This is a genomic window from Paenibacillus sp. FSL H7-0326 (assembly GCF_001955535.1).
In the GTDB taxonomy this organism is placed as follows: Bacteria; Bacillota; Bacilli; order Paenibacillales; family Paenibacillaceae; genus Paenibacillus; species Paenibacillus shunpengii.
The window spans coordinates 1153037-1178639 of record NZ_MPVN01000001.1; the positions used below are offsets into that span (position 1 = coordinate 1153037).

General features: G+C 43.1%; 22 protein-coding genes. 4 read left to right on the forward strand and 18 right to left on the reverse strand.

The features are described from left to right. Positions 1-119: 119 nt before the first annotated feature. From trmL to BK126_RS05650, 15 genes are all read right to left on the reverse strand, one after another. Positions 120-584: a tRNA (uridine(34)/cytosine(34)/5-carboxymethylaminomethyluridine(34)-2'-O)-methyltransferase TrmL gene (gene trmL / locus BK126_RS05580; RefSeq protein ID WP_076311660.1), complete on the reverse strand. Its 465-nt coding sequence runs from the start codon at positions 582-584 to the stop codon at positions 120-122. Between the two features lie 201 nt (positions 585-785). After that, complete coding sequence (serC, locus tag BK126_RS05585) at positions 786-1874, reverse strand: 3-phosphoserine/phosphohydroxythreonine transaminase (protein WP_076311661.1); 1089 nt, start codon at positions 1872-1874, stop codon at positions 786-788. A gap of 208 nt (positions 1875-2082) precedes the next feature. Continuing rightward, entirely contained in the window at positions 2083-3507 is a 1425-nt protein-coding gene (glnA, locus tag BK126_RS05590; protein ID WP_047909981.1) for a type I glutamate--ammonia ligase, read from the reverse strand. 309 nt (positions 3508-3816) lie between these two features. Then, positions 3817-4866, reverse strand: a complete 1050-nt coding sequence (gene aroF, locus BK126_RS05595) for a 3-deoxy-7-phosphoheptulonate synthase (RefSeq protein WP_076311662.1) — start codon at positions 4864-4866, stop codon at positions 3817-3819. 261 nt (positions 4867-5127) lie between these two features. Next, positions 5128-6078, reverse strand: a complete 951-nt coding sequence (locus BK126_RS05600) for a 4-hydroxy-3-methylbut-2-enyl diphosphate reductase (protein ID WP_076311663.1) — start codon at positions 6076-6078, stop codon at positions 5128-5130. An 80-nt stretch (positions 6079-6158) separates the two neighbouring features. Beyond that, positions 6159-7631, reverse strand: a complete 1473-nt coding sequence (locus BK126_RS05605) for a sensor histidine kinase (protein WP_076311664.1) — start codon at positions 7629-7631, stop codon at positions 6159-6161. Between the two features lies 1 nt (position 7632). Next, positions 7633-8322, reverse strand: a complete 690-nt coding sequence (locus tag BK126_RS05610; protein ID WP_076312557.1) for a response regulator transcription factor — start codon at positions 8320-8322, stop codon at positions 7633-7635. A 170-nt stretch (positions 8323-8492) separates the two neighbouring features. Further along, complete coding sequence (locus BK126_RS05615; protein WP_076311665.1) at positions 8493-10148, reverse strand: S1C family serine protease; 1656 nt, start codon at positions 10146-10148, stop codon at positions 8493-8495. Between the two features lie 163 nt (positions 10149-10311). Further along, entirely contained in the window at positions 10312-10971 is a 660-nt protein-coding gene (locus BK126_RS05620; RefSeq protein ID WP_076311666.1) for a response regulator, read from the reverse strand. Between the two features lie 36 nt (positions 10972-11007). After that, positions 11008-12036 carry a sensor histidine kinase gene (locus BK126_RS05625; protein WP_083655826.1) on the reverse strand — a complete coding sequence of 343 codons (1029 nt, stop codon included), beginning with the start codon at positions 12034-12036 and terminating at the stop codon, positions 11008-11010. 4 nt (positions 12037-12040) lie between these two features. Continuing rightward, on the reverse strand, positions 12041-13060 hold the full coding sequence (liaF, locus tag BK126_RS05630) for a cell wall-active antibiotics response protein LiaF (protein ID WP_076311668.1): 1020 nt from the start codon (positions 13058-13060) through the stop codon (positions 12041-12043). A gap of 193 nt (positions 13061-13253) precedes the next feature. After that, complete coding sequence (locus tag BK126_RS05635; protein ID WP_052511688.1) at positions 13254-13487, reverse strand: hypothetical protein; 234 nt, start codon at positions 13485-13487, stop codon at positions 13254-13256. A gap of 201 nt (positions 13488-13688) precedes the next feature. Continuing rightward, a complete protein-coding gene (locus BK126_RS05640; RefSeq protein ID WP_083655733.1) occupies positions 13689-14252 on the reverse strand; it encodes a 3D domain-containing protein in 564 nt (187 codons plus the stop codon). A 103-nt stretch (positions 14253-14355) separates the two neighbouring features. Further along, the gene (gene thrS / locus BK126_RS05645; protein WP_076311669.1) at positions 14356-16293 is read right to left on the reverse strand and encodes a threonine--tRNA ligase; all 1938 of its coding nucleotides are present in this window, start codon (positions 16291-16293) and stop codon (positions 14356-14358) included. Positions 16294-16646: 353 nt separating this feature from the next. After that, the gene (locus tag BK126_RS05650; RefSeq protein WP_076311670.1) at positions 16647-17582 is read right to left on the reverse strand and encodes a putative sporulation protein YtxC; all 936 of its coding nucleotides are present in this window, start codon (positions 17580-17582) and stop codon (positions 16647-16649) included. Positions 17583-17764: 182 nt separating this feature from the next. Here BK126_RS05650 and BK126_RS05655 point away from each other — a divergent pair, with 182 nt between their 5' ends. The 4 genes from BK126_RS05655 to BK126_RS05670 all read left to right on the forward strand — a co-directional run bounded on the left by BK126_RS05655 (position 17765) and on the right by BK126_RS05670 (position 20934). Then, positions 17765-18142 carry a hypothetical protein gene (locus BK126_RS05655; RefSeq protein WP_076311671.1) on the forward strand — a complete coding sequence of 126 codons (378 nt, stop codon included), beginning with the start codon at positions 17765-17767 and terminating at the stop codon, positions 18140-18142. A 96-nt stretch (positions 18143-18238) separates the two neighbouring features. Next, the gene (locus tag BK126_RS05660; protein WP_047909993.1) at positions 18239-18733 is read left to right on the forward strand and encodes a cation:proton antiporter regulatory subunit; all 495 of its coding nucleotides are present in this window, start codon (positions 18239-18241) and stop codon (positions 18731-18733) included. Positions 18734-18737: 4 nt separating this feature from the next. Then, a complete protein-coding gene (locus BK126_RS05665; protein ID WP_076312559.1) occupies positions 18738-19979 on the forward strand; it encodes a cation:proton antiporter in 1242 nt (413 codons plus the stop codon). A gap of 49 nt (positions 19980-20028) precedes the next feature. After that, positions 20029-20934: a YitT family protein gene (locus BK126_RS05670; RefSeq protein ID WP_076311672.1), complete on the forward strand. Its 906-nt coding sequence runs from the start codon at positions 20029-20031 to the stop codon at positions 20932-20934. Positions 20935-21015: 81 nt separating this feature from the next. On the opposite strand, the gene BK126_RS05675 is transcribed toward BK126_RS05670, so the two are convergent. The 3 genes from BK126_RS05675 to mqnC form a co-directional block, all read right to left on the reverse strand. Beyond that, entirely contained in the window at positions 21016-21666 is a 651-nt protein-coding gene (locus tag BK126_RS05675) for an ABC transporter ATP-binding protein (protein ID WP_076311673.1), read from the reverse strand. Positions 21667-21677: 11 nt separating this feature from the next. Further along, positions 21678-23195 (reverse strand): hypothetical protein, encoded by a 1518-nt coding sequence (locus BK126_RS05680; RefSeq protein WP_076311674.1) that lies wholly within the window; start codon positions 23193-23195, stop codon positions 21678-21680. A gap of 1163 nt (positions 23196-24358) precedes the next feature. After that, complete coding sequence (mqnC, locus tag BK126_RS05690; protein WP_076311676.1) at positions 24359-25498, reverse strand: cyclic dehypoxanthinyl futalosine synthase; 1140 nt, start codon at positions 25496-25498, stop codon at positions 24359-24361. Positions 25499-25603: the final 105 nt, after the last annotated feature.

Consider the following 25603-nt stretch of genomic DNA (forward strand, 5'->3'; position numbering starts at 1 on the left):
ACATTTGTACTATGTTTATACATTCGCTCTTTTTTTGTCGAATCCTGCAAGAATTAATAAAAATATTAACTTTATTTTAGGAACCCATTTTTTGAAAGTATGTTACCAAAGGTTGGGATTTAATTCATTCCAGGATAATCCAATTGTCTTAGCGCTTCATAAACGATAATAGCCGCCGAATTCGACAAATTTAACGATCTGACTGCATCTGTCATCGGCATTCGCATGCAGGTATCTGGGTTTGCATTAATTAGCTCAGGCGGAAGACCTTTTGTCTCTTTTCCAAATACTAGGAAATCTCCATCCTGAAACTCGAAATCACTGAAACGATTTTTCGCTTTGGTGGTTGCATAGAAAAAACGGTGATCCGCATATTTCTGCCGAACTTCATCAAACGAATCATGATACTCGATATTTACGGAATGCCAGTAGTCCAACCCGGCCCGCTTGAGTGTGCGGTCATCTGTGTTAAATCCGAGCGGATGCACCAGGTGCAGATAGGTTCCTGTTGCTGCGCAGGTTCTTGCTATATTTCCTGTGTTTGCTGGAATCTCGGGTTCCACAAGTACGATATGTAATGCCATTGACTCTAATCCCCTCTTATAATGGACTGCAGAATTCTGCCATACCCTACAGCAAATTCTGATTTACTTTATCCATTGATTTAATAAAAAGAATACAATAAAAAATTGATTCGATCGTATAACTTAAAATTATAATATAAAAAAGCACCTCCCACAATATTTGCAGGACGTGCCCAGTATTTTCCATACCTCTATTAAAGCTTAGCCATGTGTCTTCTGGAATTGTTTCATAAAATCAGTCAGCGCCTGTACACTCTCCATCGGGACCGCATTGTAAATTGAAGCACGCAATCCGCCTACGCTGCGATGTCCTTTCAAGCCGATAAACCCTTCTTGCTCAGATTGCTTGATAAACTCCTTCTCCAATCCTTCATCGGCAAGTCTGAAGGTAACATTCATTCTTGAACGATCTGCAGAATGGGCGCAGCCTTGGAAGAAACCGTTGCTATTATCGATCGCATCATAGAGGATGCCTGCCTTCTCTTCATTCTTAGCCTCTACGCCGGCAAGGCCTCCTTGTTCTTCAATCCACTTCAGAACTTCGTTCACCATATAAATACCAAAGGATGGCGGTGTGTTATAGAGAGAATTGTTGCTTACAAAAGTATCATAACGAAGCATTGAAGGAAGATGTTTAGGCGATTCGGTAACAAGCTCCTCTTTTGCTACGACGACGGTAACTCCAGATGGTCCAAGATTTTTTTGGGCACCTGCGTAGATCATATCAAATTTCGTCATATCTAGTGTTCTGCTAAGAATATCACTGGACATATCTACAATGAGTGGAGTCGTCCCAGTATCCGGGAATTCTCTAAACTGTGTACCCTCTATCGTTTCATTTGAAGTCATATGCAGGTATGCGGCATTGCTGCTCAGCTCAAGCTCAGAGAGCTCTGGAAGCTTCATGAACTTCGAGGACTCACCTGAAGCAATAATGCTCGTCTCGCCGATCAGTTTTGCCTCAGACAGCGCCTTCTTCGCCCAGCTCCCGGTATGTACATAATGAGCTGTTTGGCCGGCAGACAGGAAATTCATCGGGATCATCGCAAATTGTGTGCTAGCTCCGCCTTGCAGGAACAATACTTTGTAGCCTGCCGGGTTACCGAGAAGCCCCAGAAGGCGTTCCTGCGCTTCGTTATGGACAGATTCATAGACGGCCCCGCGATGGGACATCTCCATAATCGACATGCCTGTGTTCTTATAATCGACAAATTCAGCCTGTGCCCGAGTGAGCACCTCTAATGGCAGTGCTGCAGGTCCCGCATTGAAATTAAATGCTCTCTTATTCAATCAAAAAACCGCCCTTCTCTCCAAGTTGTTCTACCCAAATATAACATCTAATGATACGTATGATTATTGGTATGATAGCAGTAATTGTTCGTGTCTTCAAGTGTTTTTCACACGAAGTTAAGGCAGTATCGTTACAAATAAGGGAAACCCTCGGGAAACTAAATTTCCCGAGGGCCTATGATTAATAATGATGTGATATGAGTACTGATTAGCAGTCGAAGTACAAGCTGTATTCATGCGGATGAACACGGATCGAAACAGCTTTAGCTTCAGCACGTTTGAATTCAATGTAGTTATCAATGAATTCTTTAGTAAATACGCCGCCTTCAGTCAAGAATTCAAAGTCAGATGCAAGAGCATCAAGCGCCTCATCCAGGGAAGCAGGCACGCTGCGGATGTTCTCTTTGTCTGCATCGGACAATTCGTAGATGTTCTTGTCAATTGGTCCATATCCAAGCTCAGTTGGGTTAATCTTGCGTTTGATTCCATCAAGACCCGCCATAAGCATCGCTGCAAAAGCTAGATAAGGGTTAGCAGTAGAATCCGGTGTACGGAACTCGATACGACAACCTTTAGGTGTTACAGCTGCAACCGGAATACGTACCGCTGCAGAACGGTTACCTTTAGAGTATACAAGGTTAACTGGTGCTTCATATCCAGGTACAAGACGTTTAAACGAGTTTGTACTAGGGTTAGTAAGTGCGATCAGCGCTGGAGCATGGTACAGAATACCACCAATGTAGTGAAGCGCCATTTCACTCAGGTTAGCATATGCGCCTTTTTCATAGAACAAAGGAGTATCGCCGTCGAAGATGGATTGGTGAACGTGCATTCCGCTGCCGTTATCGCCGAAGAGCGGTTTAGGCATGAATGTTGCCACTTTTCCGTATTGACGAGCTGTATTATGAACAATGTATTTGTATACGAGCAGGTTATCTGCTGTTTTCTTCAATGTATCAAAACGGAAGTTGATTTCTGCTTGACCTGCAGTTGCAACTTCATGATGGTGACGCTCAACGCGAATTCCTACTTCATCAAGAAGACGGGACATTTCGCTGCGGATATCTTGTTGAGTATCCATTGGAGCGACAGGAACATATCCGCCTTTAGTGCGGATCTTGAAACCAAGGTTGCCGCCTTCTTCTTTGCGGTTTGTGTTCCAAGCTGCTTCTTCGGAATCAACATAGTAAGAAGAGCTGTTCGTTCCACTTTCATAACGTACGTCGTCAAAGATAAAGAATTCGGATTCCGGAGCAAAGTTTGCACGTGTACCGATACCTGCTTTTTGCAAATATTCTTCCGCTTTAACAGCAATACCGCGCGGGTCACGCTCATAACGTTCTCCGTCTGGAGTGAAAATATCACACATTACGTTTAGTGTAGGATGTGCTGTGAATGGGTCAATGAAAGTGGATTCTGGATCCGGCATCATAACCATATCGGATTCTTCGATACCGCGGAAGCCTGGAATAGAAGATCCATCAAATGCTACCCCGTTAACAAAGGTTTCTGCTTCAACTTCAGAAGCTGGCAGAGAGATATGGTGAGCGCGGCCAGATAGATCTACAAATCGAAAATCTACCCATTCAATGTTGTTTTCCTGAATTGATTTCAATACATTTTCAACAGACATGTGTTCTTCCTCCCAAATTTTCCGAACATTTGACGACCTAAGCCTTGTGAATGTTCATTAAATCGAATTTTCAACTGAGGTAAGTATAAATCCCAAATCTTACATCGTCAATACTTATGTCAGGTATTTTTTATACTAGTGTAAGATATACTCACACTTTAATGAAAAAATACGAATATAGACAAATAGCCTAAATCTCCGGTTTAGATGCCGGAAAGATAGGCTTAATTATCACATGAGAATGATACATTTAATTTGTCATTTTATCAATATTTTACCTATTATCAATAAAATTCGTCTTTGTCAATATTAACGACTTGCAGTTATTGGTGATTTCTTTGTATTAAATGTCTTACCTACAATCGGAGCGAGCTTCTCCAAATCCTGAAGCAAATGAGCAAACTGATCCGGGAATAACGATTGAACACCGTCGCCGGTCATCGAATTGTCAGGGTCTGTATGCATTTCAATGATCAATCCATCTGCTCCAGCTGCTACTGAAGCCTTCGTCATCGGTTCCACAAGCTCTCTGCGTCCCGTTCCATGACTCGGGTCTGAAATGACCGGCAGATGGCTGAGCTGCTGAAGCACAGGAATCGCCGACAAATCCAATGTATTTCGAGTGTAGGTCTCAAATGTTCGGATTCCACGCTCACAGAGCATCACGTTCGGATTCCCGCCCGCCAGAATGTACTCAGCTGCATTCAGGAATTCATCATAGGTAGCACTGAAGCCGCGTTTAAGAAGTACAGGCTTACCGCAAGTTCCGAGCTTGCGAAGCAAGTCAAAATTTTGCATGTTACGTGTTCCGACTTGGAGGATATCTGCGTACTCAGCACAGATGTCTACGTATTCAGGGGTCATGACCTCAGTAATGGTAAGAAGGTCATGCTTCTTTCCCGCTTCTGCCATCATGATCAGACCTTCTACACCGACTCCTTGGAAGCTGTATGGACCCGTCCGTGGTTTAAATGCCCCCCCGCGAAGTACTTGACCGCCTGCTGCCTTAACAAGTCCTGCTATCTCATCAATCTGCTCAGCGGATTCAACTGCGCATGGACCACCCATGACAACCAGTTCCCCGCCGCCAATATTTACCCCTTTTATAGAAATGACTGTATCCTCAGGATGAAAGTCTCTGCTTGCTAATTTGTATGATTTCGAAATTTTGACCACGTTCTCTACACCTTTCATTTGTCGTAAATGTTCTGCTAATTTTGGTTCAACGGAGCCAATGAGCCCGATGACAGTTCGATCCTTCCCTCTCGAGAGATGAACCTGGAGGCCTTCCTTCTCTATAACGGCAATAATATCCTGAAGCTGCTCCTCAGGCGTAGTGTTTCCTGTTATAACGATCATATATAATCGATACCTGCCTCTCGATAAGAAATTAAAATCAATTGATCATGAATGATCTCACACGCTGTATAGATTATTTCACACTTAAACGCTTGTTCGCTTTTAAGCTTTTATACGTTAAAGCAACTATACATCATTATTTCTCATTCGTCAATAATAGATTAGCTTATGTACGTCCCCTACCTTTTGACACTGTCCCAAGCATAAATTTCTAAATAAAAGAGGAAGATCAGCAAGTTGCCGACCTTCCTCATGATAGTATTATGATTTGGTTTTGACCCGTACGGGTGGAAGCAGCTTCTTCATGTTGATGGTCCGCTGGATTTCCCAAGTCTCCGGTTTGTCATGATCATATTGCTCCAGATAGGTAATGACTTCCTTCGTAATCGGAGTAGGCGTGGATGCTCCTGAAGTCACAGCTACTTTGTTGACGCCTTGAAGCCACTCCTGTTTAATCTCCGTTACATCTGATACCCGGTAAGCCGTAGTCCCTGCAATCTCTTCTGATACTTGAGCCAGACGATTGGAGTTATTGCTGCGCGGATCACCGACAACGATAACGAGGTCTGCTTGACCCGCCTGCTCTGCAACAGCCTCCTGGCGAACCTGAGTCGCCAAACAAATCTCATTATGCACTTCTGCACCCGGATATTTTTCCAGCAGCTTCTTCATAATGTGCTTAATATCCCATTGACTCATCGTCGTTTGGTTTGTAATGATGATTTTGCCGTTTGGTACATCTAGTGAATCAATCTCGTCCTCACGTTCAATCAAATGAACGCAATCCGGAGCAATACCGATGGCTCCCTCCGGTTCAGGATGCCCCTTCTTACCGATATAAATAATCTGATAGCCTTCTTGCGACTTTTCTTTAATCAGGTCATGAGTCTTAGTTACATCCGGGCATGTTGCATCAACGGTCGTAAGACCTTTGTCTCTTGCCAGCTTACGTACTTCAGGAGAGACCCCATGAGCTGTAAAAATAACCGTGCCTTTGTCAACCTGCTTCAAAATCTCCATCCGATTCGGGCCATCAAGCGTAATAATGCCTTCGTCTTCAAAGGAATTCGTCACATGGCTGTTATGAACGATCATACCAAGTATATAAATGGGCCGCGGTAAATCCAAATTGTTCGCCGCCTGTCTTGCGAGCACCATAGCATCTACCACACCATAGCAGTAACCGCGAGGAGAAATTCGTAGTACTTCCATGTTGCCACCTGCTTTCTTTACACATAATGGAGCCTAAAATCTTTCGTCTAAGAAAAAAGCTCCGCATTTTGTATTATACCTTATTCCAAAGGGGGAGCCAACTCAAGCGGGAGCCATACAATAAATGTCGTCCCTTCTCCCAGCTTAGTCACAACCTCCACCGATCCGTTATGCTCTTCAATGATCCACTTGGCGATGGATAAACCAAGTCCAGTCCCCTTCGTGATCCCCCTTGACTCATCTGCTCGATAGAAGCGGTCAAAGATATAAGGCACTTCATTCTTATCCATCCCAATGCCCGTATCACTTATGCGCAGACCGACTTGTCCGTTGTACACCACAGCATCGAGAGTCACTACACCCTCAGGGGTATACTTAAAGGCGTTCTCTATAAAGATAAACAGCATTTGCTGCAAATAATCTTTATTGCCCAGAACATATGCGCCATTCAGGACTTCTAGATCACTGTATTTCCATTCCGCTGTACGTGGAAGATGCTGAGCTCTGCGTGCCACATCCTTCACCAGGATCGACAGCGGGGTTGGATTCAGATCAATGGTCTGCCCTGTATCCGCACGTGCCAGGGACAGCATATCATTAACGAGCCTGCTCATTCGTCTGCCCTCATCCGCAATATCCTCAATGGCTTCCAGCGTCATTTGTTCCTTCATTTCATCTGTCAGCGGCTTGCGGTCCTCCGGATCTGGGTCCCATAGCTTCTTCAAGAAATCGGTATTCCCCCTGATCGTTGTCAGTGGCGTCCTGAGTTCATGTGAAGCATCCGAGACAAACCTCCTTTGGGCTGCATAAGCATCCTCCAGCTCTTTGAAGAATCCCTCTGTACGTGCAAGCATGTTATTGACCGTAGTGATCAGCTTGCCTATTTCATCATTTGGTCCGTTATATTCAATTCGTATACTCAAGTCATTTCCTGACTGAATACCGTCTGCCGCATCAATAATATGAACAAGTGGACGCATGGACTTGCGGGCAAGGAACAAACCAACACTCATTGCCAGAATCAGAGTAATGATGGACACATAGATCAGAATGAGCAGCAGTCTGTCCATTAAACGATCTTCGGATGCCGTAATCGTACCTACTTGCAGCATGCCAATAACCTGATCCGTCGATTGCAGCACTAATGGAAACTGATATACGAGAAAAGGAGAGTTATCTACGGTCATTCTTGCCCAGCCTTCGCTCGTTCCCGCTTTACTGAAATCAGGCACGCTAAACCGATAATCACGTAAATTATCAGAAGCCACCGCTCTGTCGCTTGTATAATTATAAAGTTGAACATAAATTTGCAAATCTGCAAGCTGATTCGCCTTCTCTGGAAGAATCAAGTTCAGCTCCTCGGTAAAATCCGGATTTCGAACGAGCACAGCACTAATGCGCTGACTAATGCTCTTCGTCTGGGTAAGAATCTCGGATTCTACATCTTCATATGCGTAATAATGCACAAGAGCGTAAATTACGGAACCAAATAGCAGCAGTACGGCAGCAAGCAAGCCTGAATACCATAACGTCAGCCGTAACCGGATGGACATACTAGTTGTCTCCTCTCAGAATGTAACCAGCGCCACGAATGGTCTGAATAATACGTTTACCTCCGTGTTCTTCTGTTTTTTGCCGCAGCATTGCAATATATACCTCAAGTACATTGGACTCTCCGCTGTAATCAAAGCCCCAGATCTTATCCATTATTAAATCTCTGGACAGCACACGCTTGGGATTCTGCATGAACAAATACAGCAGTTCAAATTCTTTAGCCGTCAGATCAAGGCGCTGTCCTGCACGATGCACCTCACGGGCATCATAATCCAGGATTACATCTTCAAATGTCAGTCGATTACTGCTGCTCTCATTTGTATCCGTTTTTCGTCTTAACAGTGCTCTGACTCTGGCAAGCAGCTCCTCCAGCGCAAATGGCTTAACCAGATAATCATCTGCACCGAGGTCAAGACCCTTGACCCGCTGCTCAATTTCGTCTTTTGCCGTCAGCATTAGAATAGGAACCGTGCTTCCTCCTTCCCTAAGCCGTCTGCAGACCTCAAATCCATCCACCTTGGGCATCATGACATCGAGGACCACAACATCAGGTTCGACCTCAAGCATTTTTTGTAAACCCTCTGCTCCGTTTGAAGCCGTTAGCACGTCATACCCCTCGAAGGCAAGACCTCTTCTAAGCATGGATATAATTTTATCGTCATCATCAATAATTAAGATCTTCGAACGCACCCCAGCATCTCCTTCTTTATCCATTCAATGAATGGTTCTCTTTCTCTTTCTTCCTTATATTGTATCAGGCATCGCGATGGCTTTCTATCTCAAACGAAGAAGGCAAAAAAGCGAAAGGGCGTCTCCCCTTCGCTTTCAGCTTATCAGATATTCAATCTGATACGTTACACTTACGGCGCTACGTTTTGCGAATTTTGCGTATCCGTCGTGTCAAAGTCATTACGGTCGCCGATCGTTACTTTGACATCCATCTTATTCCCGTCTCTGTTTACATTCAGTGTAATTTCATCACCGACTTTATGCGTTTGAATCTGTTCAATGAGGTCCGTTGTAGTTGCATAGTTCTTTCCGTTGATCCCTGTAATAATATCGTACGGACGAAGGTCTGCAGTATAAGCCGGAGATTGGTAAACCAGATTCATGACAACAGAACCTTCTGTAAGATCAGTTCCCATCTGCTTCGCCACTTCCGGAGTCAAATCCATCAGGGAAGCGCCAATGAATGGTTCTGGCTCTTTTGGAATTTCTTCATTATTTTTGAGCTTATCAACTACATTCAGTATAACGCTGGAAGGAATCGCGAAGCCAATACCCTGAGCATCTGCACTTACAGCCACGTTCATACCAATTACTTCTCCCTGCAGGTTAAGAAGCGGGCCACCCGAGTTCCCTGGGTTAATTGAAGCATCGGTTTGAAGCAGGTTGTTGTACTCATTCGCTGCACCTGTTGTTTCATCATTAATTGTAATCGTACGATCCTTCGCGGACAGCACTCCTGCTGTTACCGTATGCTCGAATCCGCCTGGGTTACCGATAGCAACGAGCCATTCACCTACCTGTACATCATCGGAGTTGCCCATAGCCGCTACCGGAAAATCATCGCCTTCAATTTTGAGCACAGCCAGATCCAGTTCCGGACTGCTTCCGAGCAGCTTCGCTTCGTAAGGTTTATTGTTGTCCTCCAGTGTAACTTGAATAACATCAGCACCCGAAACCACATGCTCATTGGTCAGAATATAACCGTCTTTCTCAAAGATAAATCCAGATCCTACACCCAGAGGAGTCAGTTGGCTGGAGGATTGTCCGTTGCTTCCATTTCCATTCCCATTTCCATTTCCGTTATTCGAACTGCTTCCTCCGCCATTACCGCCGAAGAAGTATTGATATAGTGGGTCATTATAGTATGGACTTTGTCTTGAATTACTTGATGCTGAATTTGAGAAGGTCTCAATTTCTACAACAGCGGGACTTACTTTGCTAACGACACCCGATATGTCCTGTGAACCTACAGGCAGTGAGGTCGTTACACCCGAGCCGCTAGATGTAACTGGTTCGCTGCTGGCTGTCTCGCCTGCTGAAGTTGTATTGTTCGATAACGCTGCTTCCGGGGTAAATAAATTCATACGATCAGATGTAAACATCAGGACCGCAATAACGAGCATACCTGCAATAAAGGAAAATACGCCTGTCTTGAAATTTGATCTCGTTTTGGGCTTGTGATTATAATTCCAGTTCCGCTGATCTCCGCTGCCTCCGCCGGAAGCTTGTGCTTCGCTATCAGAACGGTTGAAGGAGCCCCCGGACCGAGTAAAGTTGCTTGAGCTTCTCTCAACCATGGTAGGTATAGGTTTAACGGGTTCAGGAGGTGTGACCTCTACATCGTTTGCCTCAGGAGCGTGATTCTCCTTATCGGTATTCATGGATTGAAAGGGTCCATAGGAATAATAGTAAGAACCGCTGTTTTCGGATTTGCGGGATTCATTAAATGATTGTTCACGCTCATCATCTTCACGACCGAATCTGTTATTGTTGTTATTGTCGCTCATGTCGTTTGACCTCCTAATCTCATATTACGGAAGAGATATTCTATTAACTGTCTTTATTTTGTACTTTAAACCTTAAGTACACATTAAAAACAATTAAAAAGGAGATAAAACCGCATAATTTTCAATGAAAGAACAGATCGTAATATTACAGGTAGTGAAGCGATTATGTATTTACCCAGCCTTTGCGATGAGCATAGATGGCAAGTTGTGTCCGGTCTTCCATTTCACATTTCATCAGCAGGTTGCTGACATGCGTCTTTACCGTCTTGATGCTGATATGAAGCTCCTCAGAAATATCCTTATTACTCTTTCCTTCGGCAATAAGGAGCAGCACTTCCTTCTCCCTCTCTGTCATTCCGGAATCATCTTCCTTGACGGTTTTTTGCCGCAGTCCTCTTGTCAGCGCTCTCGATATATCATTGGTCATAACAGGCATGCCTCTCTTCGCTCCTTGCAGAGCATAGATCAGCTCTTCCGCAGATACCGTTTTTAGCACATAGCTCACAGCCCCGGACTCAATAGCCTCGAGTACAAGATGATCCTCCAGAAAACTGGTCAAAATAATAATTTTTACATTCGGGAATTCAGGCAGAATCGCTCTGGTTGCTTCAACTCCATTCAGCCGCGGCATCATCAAATCCATCAGAATCAATTCTGGCAAGTCGTCTGCAGCACAGTTTCGAAGAAGTTCAATAGCATGCTGTCCATCCGTTCCCTCGAGAACGACTTCAAATGAAGAATCCAAACTCAGATACGTTTTTAAGCCCATTCTTACCATATCATGATCATCTACGATCATAATCTTTGTCTTCTGCACGCTCATTCATTCCGTCTCCTTTTATAATAGAAGATACTCGGGTCAGGCTTCGTCTGGGAATTTGGGTATAAGCACCCTTATGGTCGTCCCCGCTCCTGGCAGTGTAATGATATCAACATGACCTCCGAGCTTCTCCGCTCTTTCCCTCATTGTCATTAAACCGTACGATCCCTGTCTTCCTGAAGCATCTGCCTTAAATCCCTTGCCGTTGTCACTTACACTGAACGCGATTTGTCTGGGCTCCTCTCTCAGTGACAGGCTTACAAAGCTGGCTCCCGAGTGCTTTACAATATTTGCCATTGCTTCTTGTATGATCAGAAACATTTGATGCTCGATTGCGTCAGAAATATCACCGATGATCTCCAGCTCTTTAACACCTTTCAGCCCATTCTGCCGGCAATAATCCGGAAACCAGATTTCAAGCGCCTCAGCAAGACTTCGATTCTCGAGCTCAACCGGCCGCAGCTGGGCAATGAGGGCTCTCATCTGCTTTTGTGCAGTCTGAGACATCGTGATTAGCTGATCCATTACCATCCTACCTTGCTCTTCATTTCCATTTTGAAGCAAAGTGGGCAACGCAGAAGCAGACATATGAATTGCAAATAACTGCTGACTGACCGTGTCGTGCAAATCTCTGGCCATTCGCCGCCTTTCCTCAAGCACTGCGGTTTCTGCAGCCTTTTCCTTCTCCACTACCTCCTGCTCTCCCCATTTTTGCACCCATTTTACCTTGTGCTCCACGGCATCCATCATCGTATTAAACTGGCGGTACACACTGGAAAAAGAGGAATCCTCCGTTTCACTCATTCGAGTGGAAAGATTCCCTTTGGTCACCTGCAGCATGCTTAAGTCCAGCATATCAATTTTGCGCTGAATGCGCAGCCCCGCAATATATCCGATCACAATGGTTGTGATCACAATCGTAATTACGGAATAGATCCAGGATGGAGACTGTGTTAAATCAGCATGGCCCCTCCTAAGCGAGGTATAAATAATTCCGATGGTAATCAGACTGTTTGTGACAAAGAACAACAAGAGCTCCCATTTGGCTGTACGGAATATCATCTTCATCATCTTAACCTACCGAGTTTACTTTAACGTCACCGATAAACACACTGACGACGATCCGTACTTTCTTCTCTGCTTCTTTGTAATTCGGTGTCTGGGCACTGATATTCCCCATGAAACCGCTCTTGGTTTCACTCAGTACGGTCATATCTCCAATAAACGAATTGGAATTAACGATAATGCCAAGATCCATGTCTCTTGGTGTGTATACTTTGATGTCGCCAATAAACGCAGAGATATTAATCCTGGTTTCTCCATAAGGAATTTGGGCTTTGGTCAAATCAATGACGGTGTCACCGATAAACTGCGATATGTTGGTGGGCTTGAGTTCATAATATTCCTCTCCCAGCTTAATTTCACCTATAAATGTAGATTTGTTTATCTTAGAATCATCATTATACGCGTAGCCCGTGTTCTTCTCGCTGTTGTCCCATTCATAGCTGTAATTATATTCGTGCTTATTTTTATGATGCTTGTTGTTATGGTTGTGATGTTTATGCTTGTGCTTCAGCTTGTCTTCGAAATGAAACTCTTCTTCTAATGAAGATTTCTTACTTTCGCTGCTGTCGTCTTGATCATAAATCTTTCCAAACTTCTGCTCGAACTGCTGATCCAGATCACTGTACATTGGAGGCTGAGGTTCAGCTGGAATATGATTTGGAAAAGGGCTGGAATGATGAGATTCCGAATTCTCTGTATGCTTGCGATCTCTTCTTCGGGGGCTAAGGAGGACATACAAACCGCCTCCCACAAGGGCAATCGGAATGGCATACCGGAACATGTCACCGAACGAGAGCGACACAAATCCTAGATTTTTGCCCATAAAATAAATACCGAGCGCAAGCAGCACCAGACCGCCTACATTATTTTTTTCCTTTAAATTGATAAAACCGAGATACAGCAAGATAACCGGCCAGAACGTCGAAATGATATATCCCAAGCTGATATCACCGGTATACCTGAGCTGAAGAAACACCATAATTCCAACGCCAATAAGAAGGGCTGCACCTATAATCCTGTTAAACATAGCTCTGATCTCCTCAATTGATTTTTGATTTACCTTAGCGAATCACTTCATTACACTGCTTGTATGTATTCATTATATGTCAATGACTTGGAATGGAGGAGCGGCGCTGGAATGAAATTCATCTCAGTCTCAAGACGGAGAACCTTCCTTTTTATGTAAAAAAACAGACCCCGAAGGGCCTGTCCTCTATACATTATTGCTTTTTGTTCATTTTAGACTGTTGAACTTTTTGTGCAGCAGCGTTTGGCTCTGTGCCAAATTCTGCATCATACTTCTCATCTGGTGTTTGGAAGTTATCTTGCACTTTGTTCGTTTTAGCTTGTTGAACTTTTTGTGCAGCAGAATTTTGTTCTGCTCCAAATTCTGCATCATACTTCTCATTTGGTGTTTGGTAACCTTGAGCGTTTTGAGAATTTGCTTTTTTCACTTGGTTCACCTCCCTTTTCACGCAAGTGAATGATCTGCATGCTGATATCTGGGCGGGGTGTCTTACAATCCCCGAAAAGTATTATGTGACGATCAATGTGATCTTATTCAGCTCCTTAGAAATTATAAATATATAAAAAAGTCCGAGGAAATAAACAGAATTTACTGTCAATTTCTTCGGACTCGCCTGATCGTGCAGATATTAAATTTCTTTGTCAAGCAGGGCATCCGGGATAAATTTATTGACCGTTAATGCCTCTCCTAGCTGCTTGATCATTTGCTCTGTACACTTCCCATTCCCTTGCTTCACAACTTGCACCTGCACATCCCGCTTTCCCCATTCACTATATACCGCCTTTGTCGTGGGGAAATACAGATCGATTTTGGAGCCTTTAATAGCAGAGCCAGTATCGGCTACAATCCCATATCCGTAACCAGGAATATACAGGACCGTGCCAAGCGGAAACACCTTAGGATCAGCAGCAATGGTTGAAACCCCTTCTTTATTGCGGTGTACTTTAACCCCGGAGTAGGTTATTCCATACTGAGGATGATTCGGTCGTTTTCCTGTTGATTCATATCCTGCCGTATAACCCGTAGCTGTCACATTGATCGTGTGGAGCACCTGCTCGCTTTTTGGCGCAAGAACAGCCTCCGTTTTCTCGGTGTCTCTTGCCACAGCCTGCGGATTACAGCACAGTACGGAGTAACAGATCAGCAGAAATTGAAATAACATCATACGTCGCCGAATCATGCGATATTCCATAAGATGAACCTCCCTTTCATTAGCTGAGGTTCTCCTTAACAACTTGATATTATGCAAAAAGGATCAATTTCATCATGTGTAATGAAATTGATCCTTCATTGTTTTAAACTGTACGTGAACTAATTTCCTCTTTTAGCATCGCCACAACCTCTTGAAGCGGCTTCGCCCCAAGATCTCCCTCACCGCGTTTACGGACAGATACACTGCCTTCATTCATTTCATTTTCCCCGACAATGAACATATAAGGAGTCTTCTCGAGCTGTGCTTCACGAATCTTGTAGCCCAATTTCTCATTACGCAGATCGGCATTTACCGAAATTCCAGCACGCTTCAGCTGATCTTCGACCTGACGCGCATACTCTTCGAAGTGAATGGATACCGGAATAACTTTGGCCTGTACCGGAGACAGCCACAGCGGAAGATTGCCGGCAAAGTTCTCAAGCAAAAAGGCAGTGAAACGCTCCATAGTTCCCAAAATGCCGCGATGGATCACGACTGGACGATGCTTCTGACCATCTTCCCCTACATATTCGAGTTCGAAACGCTCAGGCAGCAGGAAGTCCAGCTGTACAGTGGAGAGTGTCTCTTCCTTGCCAAGAGCTGTTTTAACTTGAACATCCAGTTTCGGACCATAGAATGCCGCTTCCCCTTCTGCTTCATAGAACGGCATATCGAGACCTTCTACAACTTCTCTAAGCATACGCTGCGACATTTCCCACATCTCATCGTTTTGGAAATATTTCTCTGTGTCCTGAGGATCACGATAGGACAGTCGGAATCTGTAATCATGAATTCCAAAATCTTTGTATGCAATCATGATCAGTTCAATAACGCGTGCGAATTCTTCCTTGATCTGATCCGGGCGACAGAAAATATGGGAATCGTTCAGTGTCATTGCACGAACACGGTGCAAACCAGTCAGCGCTCCTGACATTTCATAACGATGCTGCATTCCAAGCTCTGCAATACGGACAGGCAGATCACGATAGCTGTGCATTTCATTTTTATATACCATCATATGGTGCGGACAGTTCATCGGACGAAGCACAAGCGCCTCGTTATCCAGCTCCATAGTAGGGAACATATCCTCCTGATAGTGCTCCCAGTGACCCGAAGTTTTGTATAGCTCGACATTACCCAGCACCGGAGTATATACGTGCTGATAGCCCAGGCTTTCTTCCAGATCCACAATGTAACGCTCCAATGTGCGGCGCAGCTTGGCACCATTCGGCAGCCAGATCGGCAGACCTTGACCTACCAGCTGCGAGAAAGTGAACATGCCGAGCTCTTTGCCGAGCTTACGATGGTCACGCTTCTTCGCCTCTTCAAGGTAATGCAAATGCTCATCCAGCTGAGCTTTCTTGGCAAATGCAGTACCGTATACACGCTGTAACATTTTGTTCTTGCTGTCACCGCGCCAGTATGCTCCGGCTACGTTCATCAGCTTGAACACCTTGATTTTGCCAGTGGAAGGGACATGAGGTCCGCGGCACAAATCAAAGAATTCACCTTGCTCGTAAATGGAGATGATGCTGTCTTCCGGAAGATCGCGGATCAGCTCCAGCTTGTAAGGATCACCGACCTCACCAAAGATGCGAAGCGCTTCTTCTCTGCTCACTTCCTTGCGGACGATCGGAAGATTCTCATTCACGATTCGTTCCATTTCTTTCTCGATTTTGAGAAGATCTTCGGGGTTAAGCCCATGCTCAAGATCCATGTCATAATAGAAGCCATCTTCAATGACAGGTCCTACACCGAGATGCACTTCTTTGTTTCCAAATAGACGTTTAACCGCTTGGGCCAGCAAATGAGCAGAGCTGTGACGAAGCACTTCAAGCCCATCTGATGAATCGCCGGTTACGATCTCAACTACGGCACCTTCCCGAAGTGGAGTGGATAGATCCACCACAATTCCGTCCAGCTTACCCGCTAGCGCATTCTTCTTGAGACCACTGCTAATGGAAGCTGCAACATCCAGAATACTGGCTCCATTCTCGTACTCTCTGACTGATCCGTCTGGCAATTTGATACTAACTGACATGTTTACTTCCTCCTCATCGCTTGTATGAGCCGGTGACGAAAGAGTGTATGATATGCGAACGCAAAAAACACCCGTCCCGGCAAAGGGACGAGTGTATATACTCGTGGTTCCACCCTAATTCAGCTGCTTCAGTCTGGATTGCACTGATCAGCCCTCATTTAAGCATGCATGATAACGGACATGATTCCGGCGGTTCTTACTAGCTTCCCTATAAGGATAAACGTTCTGAACTGCAGCTACAAAGGGGTAAGTCTATAGCAGGTATCCGGAGGAAATTGCAGCCTGATGTTCCCTCTCTCTGTACTGTCCTTCTCTAAGACCCTTGTCTTTGTCATCGCTTTTAATAAGCAGTATTATAATTCCAAAGTTTCCTCTTCGTCAAGTGACAATGAACCAGCTTCCGTTAAATTCCGGCAATGAATACAGCTCCGGCAGATTTCCACCTTATCTTCAAAGATTTGAGAGATCGTATGGATCAGCGGAAATTCCGGAGTTTTTGTATGAAGCTTCATTTTTTTAGGGGAAATCGAAATTAAGCGGCTAATAATCATATCCTCGACTTCCATCTCGAGTTCCATACCCGGCATTTCCATAATTACACTTTCTTCTTGCGGCATTGGCATCGGTTTATAGGCTTCATCCAGCAAAATAAAATCATGCTTGCCCTTATGAACCACATGAATTAATGGAACCTTGGGATCCTGAAAATAAACAAAATATTTCAATAAGCTCATGAACTCTTCATACTGACGATCCATATAGAACTCGTCTAACGCATACTCCACAATCTCATGCAGTTCATTCTTGTATTCCTGAAGACGAAATTGAATGGCTCCTTCCAAGTGAACAACCGGGATGTCCTGAAGCGTATCTAGAATACCTCTTGTAAGCTTCCCATGTCTAAGCTCGCGAGTCCCCTGCTCTGTCTCCAGCCGTGATTTTAACAGAGGTGCACATATGCGCTTCACCCGCTCCAGCTCGTCGGGCTCCATATGAATGCATTCCCTTTCGATCAATCGCTTCAGCTGCTGCTCTTCTTTGCATTCAATGACATAATCCGCAAGACCGGATGCCATAATTTCATACATACGCGGCAATCCTTCCTGGAAACCGGGATGGTTCTCATATCCTTTGCAGATCCAGGCTGCCTTGCCCTCATGTTGACGATAAGAGAATCGGAACCCTTGTTTACTTATATGTAACCCCTTCGTCTTATCTTTAATGAAACGGTAAAAGTGTTCCGCTGTATCTTGATCCTGGGCTTCCGTCCATACCACGAACAATTCCACAAGGCTCACTCCCTTCTCTTTCTTAGAATTATTATATGGTCAGCAAGAAGGGGATATACGAAGCGGCTTTTTGGAAAGGTTGTCATGTTTTCTCAATATAAAAGAAAATAATTACCTATTTGGAGTCGACACAAATTTGTGTTATTATTTTTATAACAGTATCATGCGAGGAGGGATAAGAGATGAAATACGACAGAACAGTATATAAATTCATATTTGTTGTATTTATTTGTATTATCCCGATCATCTCATTCCAGTATCCGGTGATTGAAGGAGACGTTGACAAGACCCATCTTCTTAAGATGAAAGGCCATAGCGAGCCGATCTATGAGGAACCGATGGATAATACAATGAGCAATCATCCTAAGTCGATGATCAAGTCACCAGGATTCCAGCCTAAAGCACTGAATGAGGTGAATCTCCTATTCGTGATGCTGACGGTATTTATGCTGTTCGAGTACCTCATTATTAATCCGCCCTTCAAGGCGTATTATGGCCTTATAAAGCGAAAGCTTTATCTGAAGCCTATAAAATTCACTTCTATGTTTGTTAGTGCTTAACTAGGACGTGTCTAGAGTTTTATGACACGCCCTTGCCTATACTATCTCTATACTATTAGAACTAAAACATGATTTATAGGAGGCATTAACACAACCATGGAAATTCGTGAAACTGATCTGCCGGGTATCGGCCGAAAATTTCAGGCTACAACCAGCAGTGGAGATAAAATTGTTGTCGTTATTCATGACGACGGTCGTCGTGAATTATATCACTTCGAATATGAAGACCCGGATCAAAGCATCTCCATGATCTCACTTGAAGATTATGAGGCACGTCAGCTGGCAGCGATTGTTGGCGGAATGACTTACAAGCCTAAGCAGCTTGAGCGTGTAGAGATGACGCTGGACGATTTGATTATAGAATGGTACAAGATCGATGGAAATTACAATTGTGTCGGCAAAACCATTGGGGAGCTGGATATTCGACAAAATTCCGGTGCGACCATCATTGCCGTTATGGAGAAGAATAACAAGAAGCACATCAGTCCTGGTCCGGATCTGCAGATTGCGGCCGATTCAACACTGATTGCGGTAGGTGAAAGACAGCAGCAACAAAAACTAAAACAAATTTTAAAGGATGGAAGATGGTGAGAACGTGGATCATTTGGTACTAGAAGTCGGTTTGGCGATCGCTCTCATCGCGGCAGCCGGACTGATCTCGTCTAAACTCCGGTTCTCCGTTATTCCATTCTACATTTTGATTGGTATGGCGGTAGGACCTCATGCAGCTAAAATATGGCATCTCGACTTTCGTTTTATCGAGAGCGCCGGTCTTATAGATTTCCTTGGCCGTATCGGCGTCTTGTTCCTGCTCTTCTATTTGGGACTTGAATTCTCAGTCGGCAGATTGCTGAAGTCAGGCAAGTCCATCGTCGTTGGCGGCAGTATTTATATAGGTATTAACTTTACACTGGGACTCGTTCTCGGCTTTGCCGGCGGCTTCCCGGTTGCAGAAGCACTCATCATTGCAGGTATTACAACCATATCTTCAAGTGCCATCGTAGCCAAAGTGCTTGTCGATCTGAAGCGTACAGCTAATCCGGAAACGGAAATGATTCTCGGTATAATCATGTTTGAGGACGTCTTTCTCGCCGTTTATATTTCCATTCTGTCCGGTCTGGTGCTCAGTGACTCGTCTTCCATCGGCGGCGTCATTATGTCAGCACTCATTGCACTCGGCTACATGCTGATCGTTATCATCTTGGGACGCAAGCTGGTACCCGTCTTGAATAAACTGCTTAATATCCGAAATAATGAGCTCTTCTCACTCGTGATCTTCGGATCCTTATTCCTGGTAGCCGGCTTCTCTGAAACCATTCATGTTGCAGAAGCCATCGGGGCACTGCTTGTCGGACTTGTTCTAGCAGAAACCACGCATGCGAAGCGGATTGAGCATCTAATTATGCCATTTAAGGATTTCTTCGGTGCGATCTTCTTCTTCAGCTTTGGTCTCTCAATAGACCCATTGTCACTTGGCGGAGAAGCCGTATGGCTGGCTCTCATTGCCGTAATTATTACCTTAATAGGTAACTTTACCGCCGGTATGCTTGCCGGAAAGAGTGCGGGGTTGTCTCCAAAGGCTTCCTCCAATATTGGTCTGACCATTGTCTCCCGCGGAGAATTCTCCATTTTGCTGGCAAACATGGCTGCAACGGGTGGACTGATGGCAATCATCCAGCCTTTTGCTGCGATCTATGTGCTTATTCTAGCGATACTCGGGCCTCTTCTAACCAAAGAGTCCAAACATATTTACCGTATGCTGGATAAAGTCTTCAAGTTCAAGAACACGAAGAAGCAGCAAAAGTCTGAGATGCTGCAAGAAAAGACGATTGACTAAATATCGACCACTTTGAAAATGCAAGGATGATGAATAAAGGAGGAATCGAATGAACCAGCCTCCACATTCTACTCGTCCCATCGATGCGGCATCCAAGGTATCTAGGCAGCCTCATCGTGTCTGGTTGAAAAAGCTGTTGCTCGTGACCTTGGGCAGCATTTTAGCATCGATCGGACTGGAGCTTTTCCTGCATCCGAATCAGCTCATTGTCGGCGGAGTCACCGGCATATCCGCCATGTTCGCCTATCAAATGGAAATGCGGCTTGGACTATTTTTATTCTTGTTTAACCTGCCATTCATTTTATTTTCTTATGGTAGAGTTCATAAACAATTTGCTATCGTCACTGTACTTGGCTTAACGGTATTCTCATTAAGTGCATTAATGCTGCATCCTTTGCCTGCAGTCCTGACTCATCCGCTGGCAGCTGCAATATTAGGCGGTTTGTTTCTAGGACTTGGCATTGGGCTCGTGCTGAGTAATGGGGGCACCCTGGATACACTGGCTGTAAACCATATCAGTTCTAACCTCTCTGGAGGAAAGAGATCCAAGATTAAGCTTGAACGCATCATTATGGTCATGAATCTTCTTGTTCTTACCGGAGCAGGCATTAAGTTTGGAGCTCAGCAGGCCATGTACTCGATACTTGCTTACTTGATTGCTGTTGAAGCCGTCCACTTTGCAATGAGAGGCTTCACCTTTAATCGCAGAGTCTACATTATTAGTACACAACCATATGAGCTGCAAAAGTCAATTAGAGCAAGACTTCTCAGAGAGCCTGAGCTCTCCCCATTAGAACGGACTAATGAAAAGGATTGGAGCCAGCTCCCTGCTCTCTATTACACGATACATGTGTTTGAAACGAGACAGTTGAAAGCCATCGTTCGTTCTGTTGATCCCCATGCTACTGTTGTCTTCGATATGGATGAAGTTAAAATTTCTAAGCAATCTCAATAACGCATAAAGCGCAGAAGGTGATAAGATCACCTTCTGCGCTTTATTATATATTACTAGTTAATGTATACATCATTGATTGATCTAATCACCCACATTAACCAACCGTTCGAGGCGCTGATTAGTAATCTGAATTACATCGTCGCATAGTATATCAATATCTTCACGGTTGTGACTAGTTAACAGAATAGTTTTTCCTTCTTGTTTATAAGATAAAAGGAGTTTGCGAGTATTTATCACACTATCTGCATCTAGAGCATTAAATGATTCATCAAGAATAAGTACTTCCTGATCCTCCATAATCGCCTGTGCAAATGCAAGCTTTTGCTTCATACCGAGCGAGTAATTCCTCACCTTTTGCGGAGTATCAGGATTAAGCCCTACTAAACGCATCGTATCTTTAATCTGTTCATCCTTTACCAGATTCAGAATGCTGGCCCATCTCTTCAAATTTTCAAACCCGGAAATATTCCCAATATAACCAGGCCGATCGATAATAACACCAAATTGATGAGGAAAATCTGTACCTTTCCGGCGGTAATCGGAGTGTATAATAATCTGCCCCTGATCAGGTTTAATGAATCCGCAAATCATTTTAAAAAGCACTGATTTCCCTGACCCATTAGGACCCACTAAGCCGTAAATTCTCCCTTTCTCAATTGTGAGATTGACATCATTAAACAACAATTGCCCTTTAAAGGCTTTACTGACATTACTTAATTCAATAATTTTCATCATTTCCCCCCCTAATAGAAAGCAATCCCTCTTTTATAGAAAAGAAATTTAATGATACAAATTTGTACTATTATACCTACAACTAGAACGAAAGAAATAAACAACATATCACTGAATACATTCGTCATATAACCAAAACTGTTCAGGCCCGCAGGAATCATTTGTTGTACAAAACTTGACCCCCATCCTGCAATAATTAATACCATCATCGTAATCATATGATAGCCATGATCTTTAATCAGCCAAATGAGTATAAATACCGTTAAAATATAATTAATCATTTGCAAGAAGCCATTTATAAAAAAATGAAACAGCAACTGCAGTAGAGAAATACCTTTTTCAATACTGACTCTTGGTTCCAAGGACAGGCCCTGGATCATTCCTATCGATATAGCAAGGACAAATAATCCAGACAGAAACACTATAATCAATATTGAAATTCTCTTCATGAAAGCTATGAACCACTTGTTCAAAGACTTATATCTTATTACTGTATAATAAAAACGCCCGGTTAAATAATCATTTAAATAAAGCTGAACTAAATAAATAAACCCTAAATATATAATAAAGTAGAAAATGAGGATCAGCATATTAAAACCATCCCCACTGAACCCCAACAAACGTAGATACCATAAATCCCATACTGTCGTCAGGCTCGCTCCCATATCTAACAATGGGCTGACAAAACCGATAAGACATAGCAACACATAGATTAGTTCACTTTTCCTTCTATTCAGTACTCCTAAGAATGCTTTTGATGATAGTTTCTTAATAGAATCAATGAATCTTAATGTAATGATTAAAATAAGCAACAAACACACCCAACCAATCCAATAAGGTTGAAAAGTCTGATAGACTGAGTAAAAGGTCATATAGTTAAAATAGGTGAAGATTGAATCTAAAGGAAACACTCTATAGGAGACAATAAAGTAGCATAAAAAAATAAAAGCAAAAATTGCGATAGCTAGTAGCTTAGGTATTAAAACAAAAAATAAAGCAAACAACATAGAAATAAATAACAAAGCTAAAAAAAAGAAAACAACATGAATACTCATTACAGTCCACGGTGAATATGCCGTTTCCTGAATGTAATGTATGAGTGAATTATAAGCAATCTCCGTGTTGCTATAATTGCTCCATTCCGAACTATAAGGCAGGTCAAGCGTCAAAATGATGGCGACAATAATCCACAGCACATGCAAGATTATAACCATGGGTAAAACCTGAGCCGCCACATATAATATCCAATTTTTATAGTTTTTTAAACGAATTAAAATAGAAGTATCCCATGAGCGAATAATAACCAATACATTAAACAAGATCCAAAAAGGAATTAAAAAATACACAATAAATCTTGATTGCATCAGGATGGATAAGAAAACATCCCACTTATTCATAGAAAGCTGGTTTGCTAGAGCTTCTTGAATCATATTGTCTCTCGTTATCCAGCCTAATCCAAAAACAACGATTATAAAAATGATCCACTTCCAAGTAAAGAGCTCATCGCTTAATTTTTTCATAACGTTCATGTTAATCTTTCCAATTTGCTAATATTACTTCTAACATAAGTATACATTCCGATGATTAATAAAACTAAGATTATAAAAGGCACAAATGACTTCCAGATCGGACCTTGAATATATCCATACGGAAAAATGGAATGTGTAAATTGATATGGATCTAGGTTAAAGCTAGCCGCGAGAAAAGAGCCGATGAAATATACAAGAAATGGTATTGAGAGCGCAAAAAAACGGTTGTTCACTAGAATAACAAACATAAAACCAAGTGAGACATAACATGCTGCATTCAACGCAACCCACCCTGAATATAAAACTCCATACGTCACGGTTCCATATCGCAACAGTTGGGTAAAGGTATGCCGATTGTACGTATCCTCAGTTATATTCTGTTCATTGAGACCATACAATTCAGGTCGCATATTAGCAAATTGCATAAACGGTTCGAGGTAAAATGCAAACAAGAAAAAAATGATCATTGAAAGAAAAACCGCGATAAAGGTCATCAAGCCGTTGGCTAAAAACTTTACGTTAATTGTACTTTCAATAGGTGCTCTCAGACGTGTATAAGCCAGAAATCGATCCTGTATCTCTGATGTAAAGAAGATAAGATAAATAAATAAAATGACAAAAGGAAAAAGCAGAGTAACTACATCCTCTAGTATAAAAGTATAAAAATCTAATGAATCCCTAAAGGCATAACTCCCACTACGTAGAATGGCAATAATGAGAGGAATGCATGTTATCAATAGCCAGACGACCAAAAATTTTAATGTAACCCTCCTCTTTAGCTCAATTAATACATTCGTAATCATGTCTCTATCACCTCATGCTCGTATGATTCAAAAATTTCATTTCCTTACTTTACCAAAAGAGAATACCGTAAAATATACAAAAAAACACTTTTATGAAATAAAATACTATATTGTTTTTATGTGATATTATAACAAAAAAAGGAGAGGTAATTAAGAAGAAGAAAGTATTAGTTGGTCTGCTAAGTTCAACTTTATTATTATCTGGGGGGATTAATTGCAGATTCGACTATTGTAACTGGTAGATGGAGAAGTAATTAAAGTTGTCATCGTCCTTAAGAATTATAATAAAAGGCTGCCCCAAGCTAAAATGGCGAAGCAGCCTTTTATTTTTATAGAGAATAATATTACTACCTGCTTGATCTAATTCTGCATTACAAAATCATTCTCAATTTTGCTGTTCGGGCCATCGAATACTCTCAGAATCTCGTATTTCGTATTCCGCTGTGCCGGAGTATTGCCTGTCTCACGAATCAGTTCAAGAATGGAATTAATATTCACTTTGTGTGTAGCACCTGCTGCGGACACCACATTCTCTTCAATCATCGTACTTCCAAAGTCGTTACAGCCGTAACGGAGGGAGAGCTTGCCGACTTCCGGTCCCATCGTTACCCAAGAAGATTGAATATTCTTAATGTTATCTAGAAACAAGCGGCTGATCGCGACTGTCTTCAGATAAGCTTCCGGAGTTTGTCGTTCTTTTTTCAAGTTCGTGTTATCCGGCTGGAAGGTCCAAGGAATGAACGCTAGGAACCCTTCCGAATCATAGCCATTCTGGATGCATTCGTCCTGGGCATCACGAACACGCTGCAAATGAAGTGCACGCTCCTCCATCGTTTCGCCAAAACCAATAACCATCGTTGCTGTCGTATTCATGCCGATTCTGTGCGCGGTCTGCATTACATCCATCCAGTCACGCCATGAGCCCTTGAGCCGGCTGATCTTACGGCGTGTACGGTCATCAAGAATCTCAGCGCCTCCACCTGGAAGAGAATCAAGTCCCGCTTCATGAATCTGCCTAACGACTTCTTCAAGAGTCAAGCCATCGGACACTTCTCGCATTTTCATAATTTCGGCTGGAGAGAAAGAATGCATTGTAATATCCGGGAACCGTTCTTTAATCCCGCGCAGCAGATCCGTATAATAGCTGAATGGCAGGTTCGGGTTCGTTCCTCCCTGCATCAGTATTTCTGTTCCGCCCACATCCTGGGTTTCCTTAATTTTTTGGAAAATCACTTCATCCGGGAGTACATAGCCTTCATCTGAACCCGGTCTGCGATAGAACGCACAAAAACGGCAGTATACATCACATACATTCGTATAGTTGATGTTCCGGCCGATGACAAACGTTGTGATGGGTTCGGGATGCATCCGCTTCATGATGACATGCGCAGCCTCACCTATTTTTTCGACTTCATCCGATTCAAACAAAAGAGTTGCGTCCTCCACAGTCAGACGCTCACCATTCAAAGCTTTATCTAAGATATGGTTTACTCCGCTCATACGGCAGCCTCCCTTATCGTTAATATGTAACAATAAATAGAAATATTGTCTTGTCTATCGTAACATAGGTTAAATGTGAAAAGAAGCACCTATTATAAGCATGCT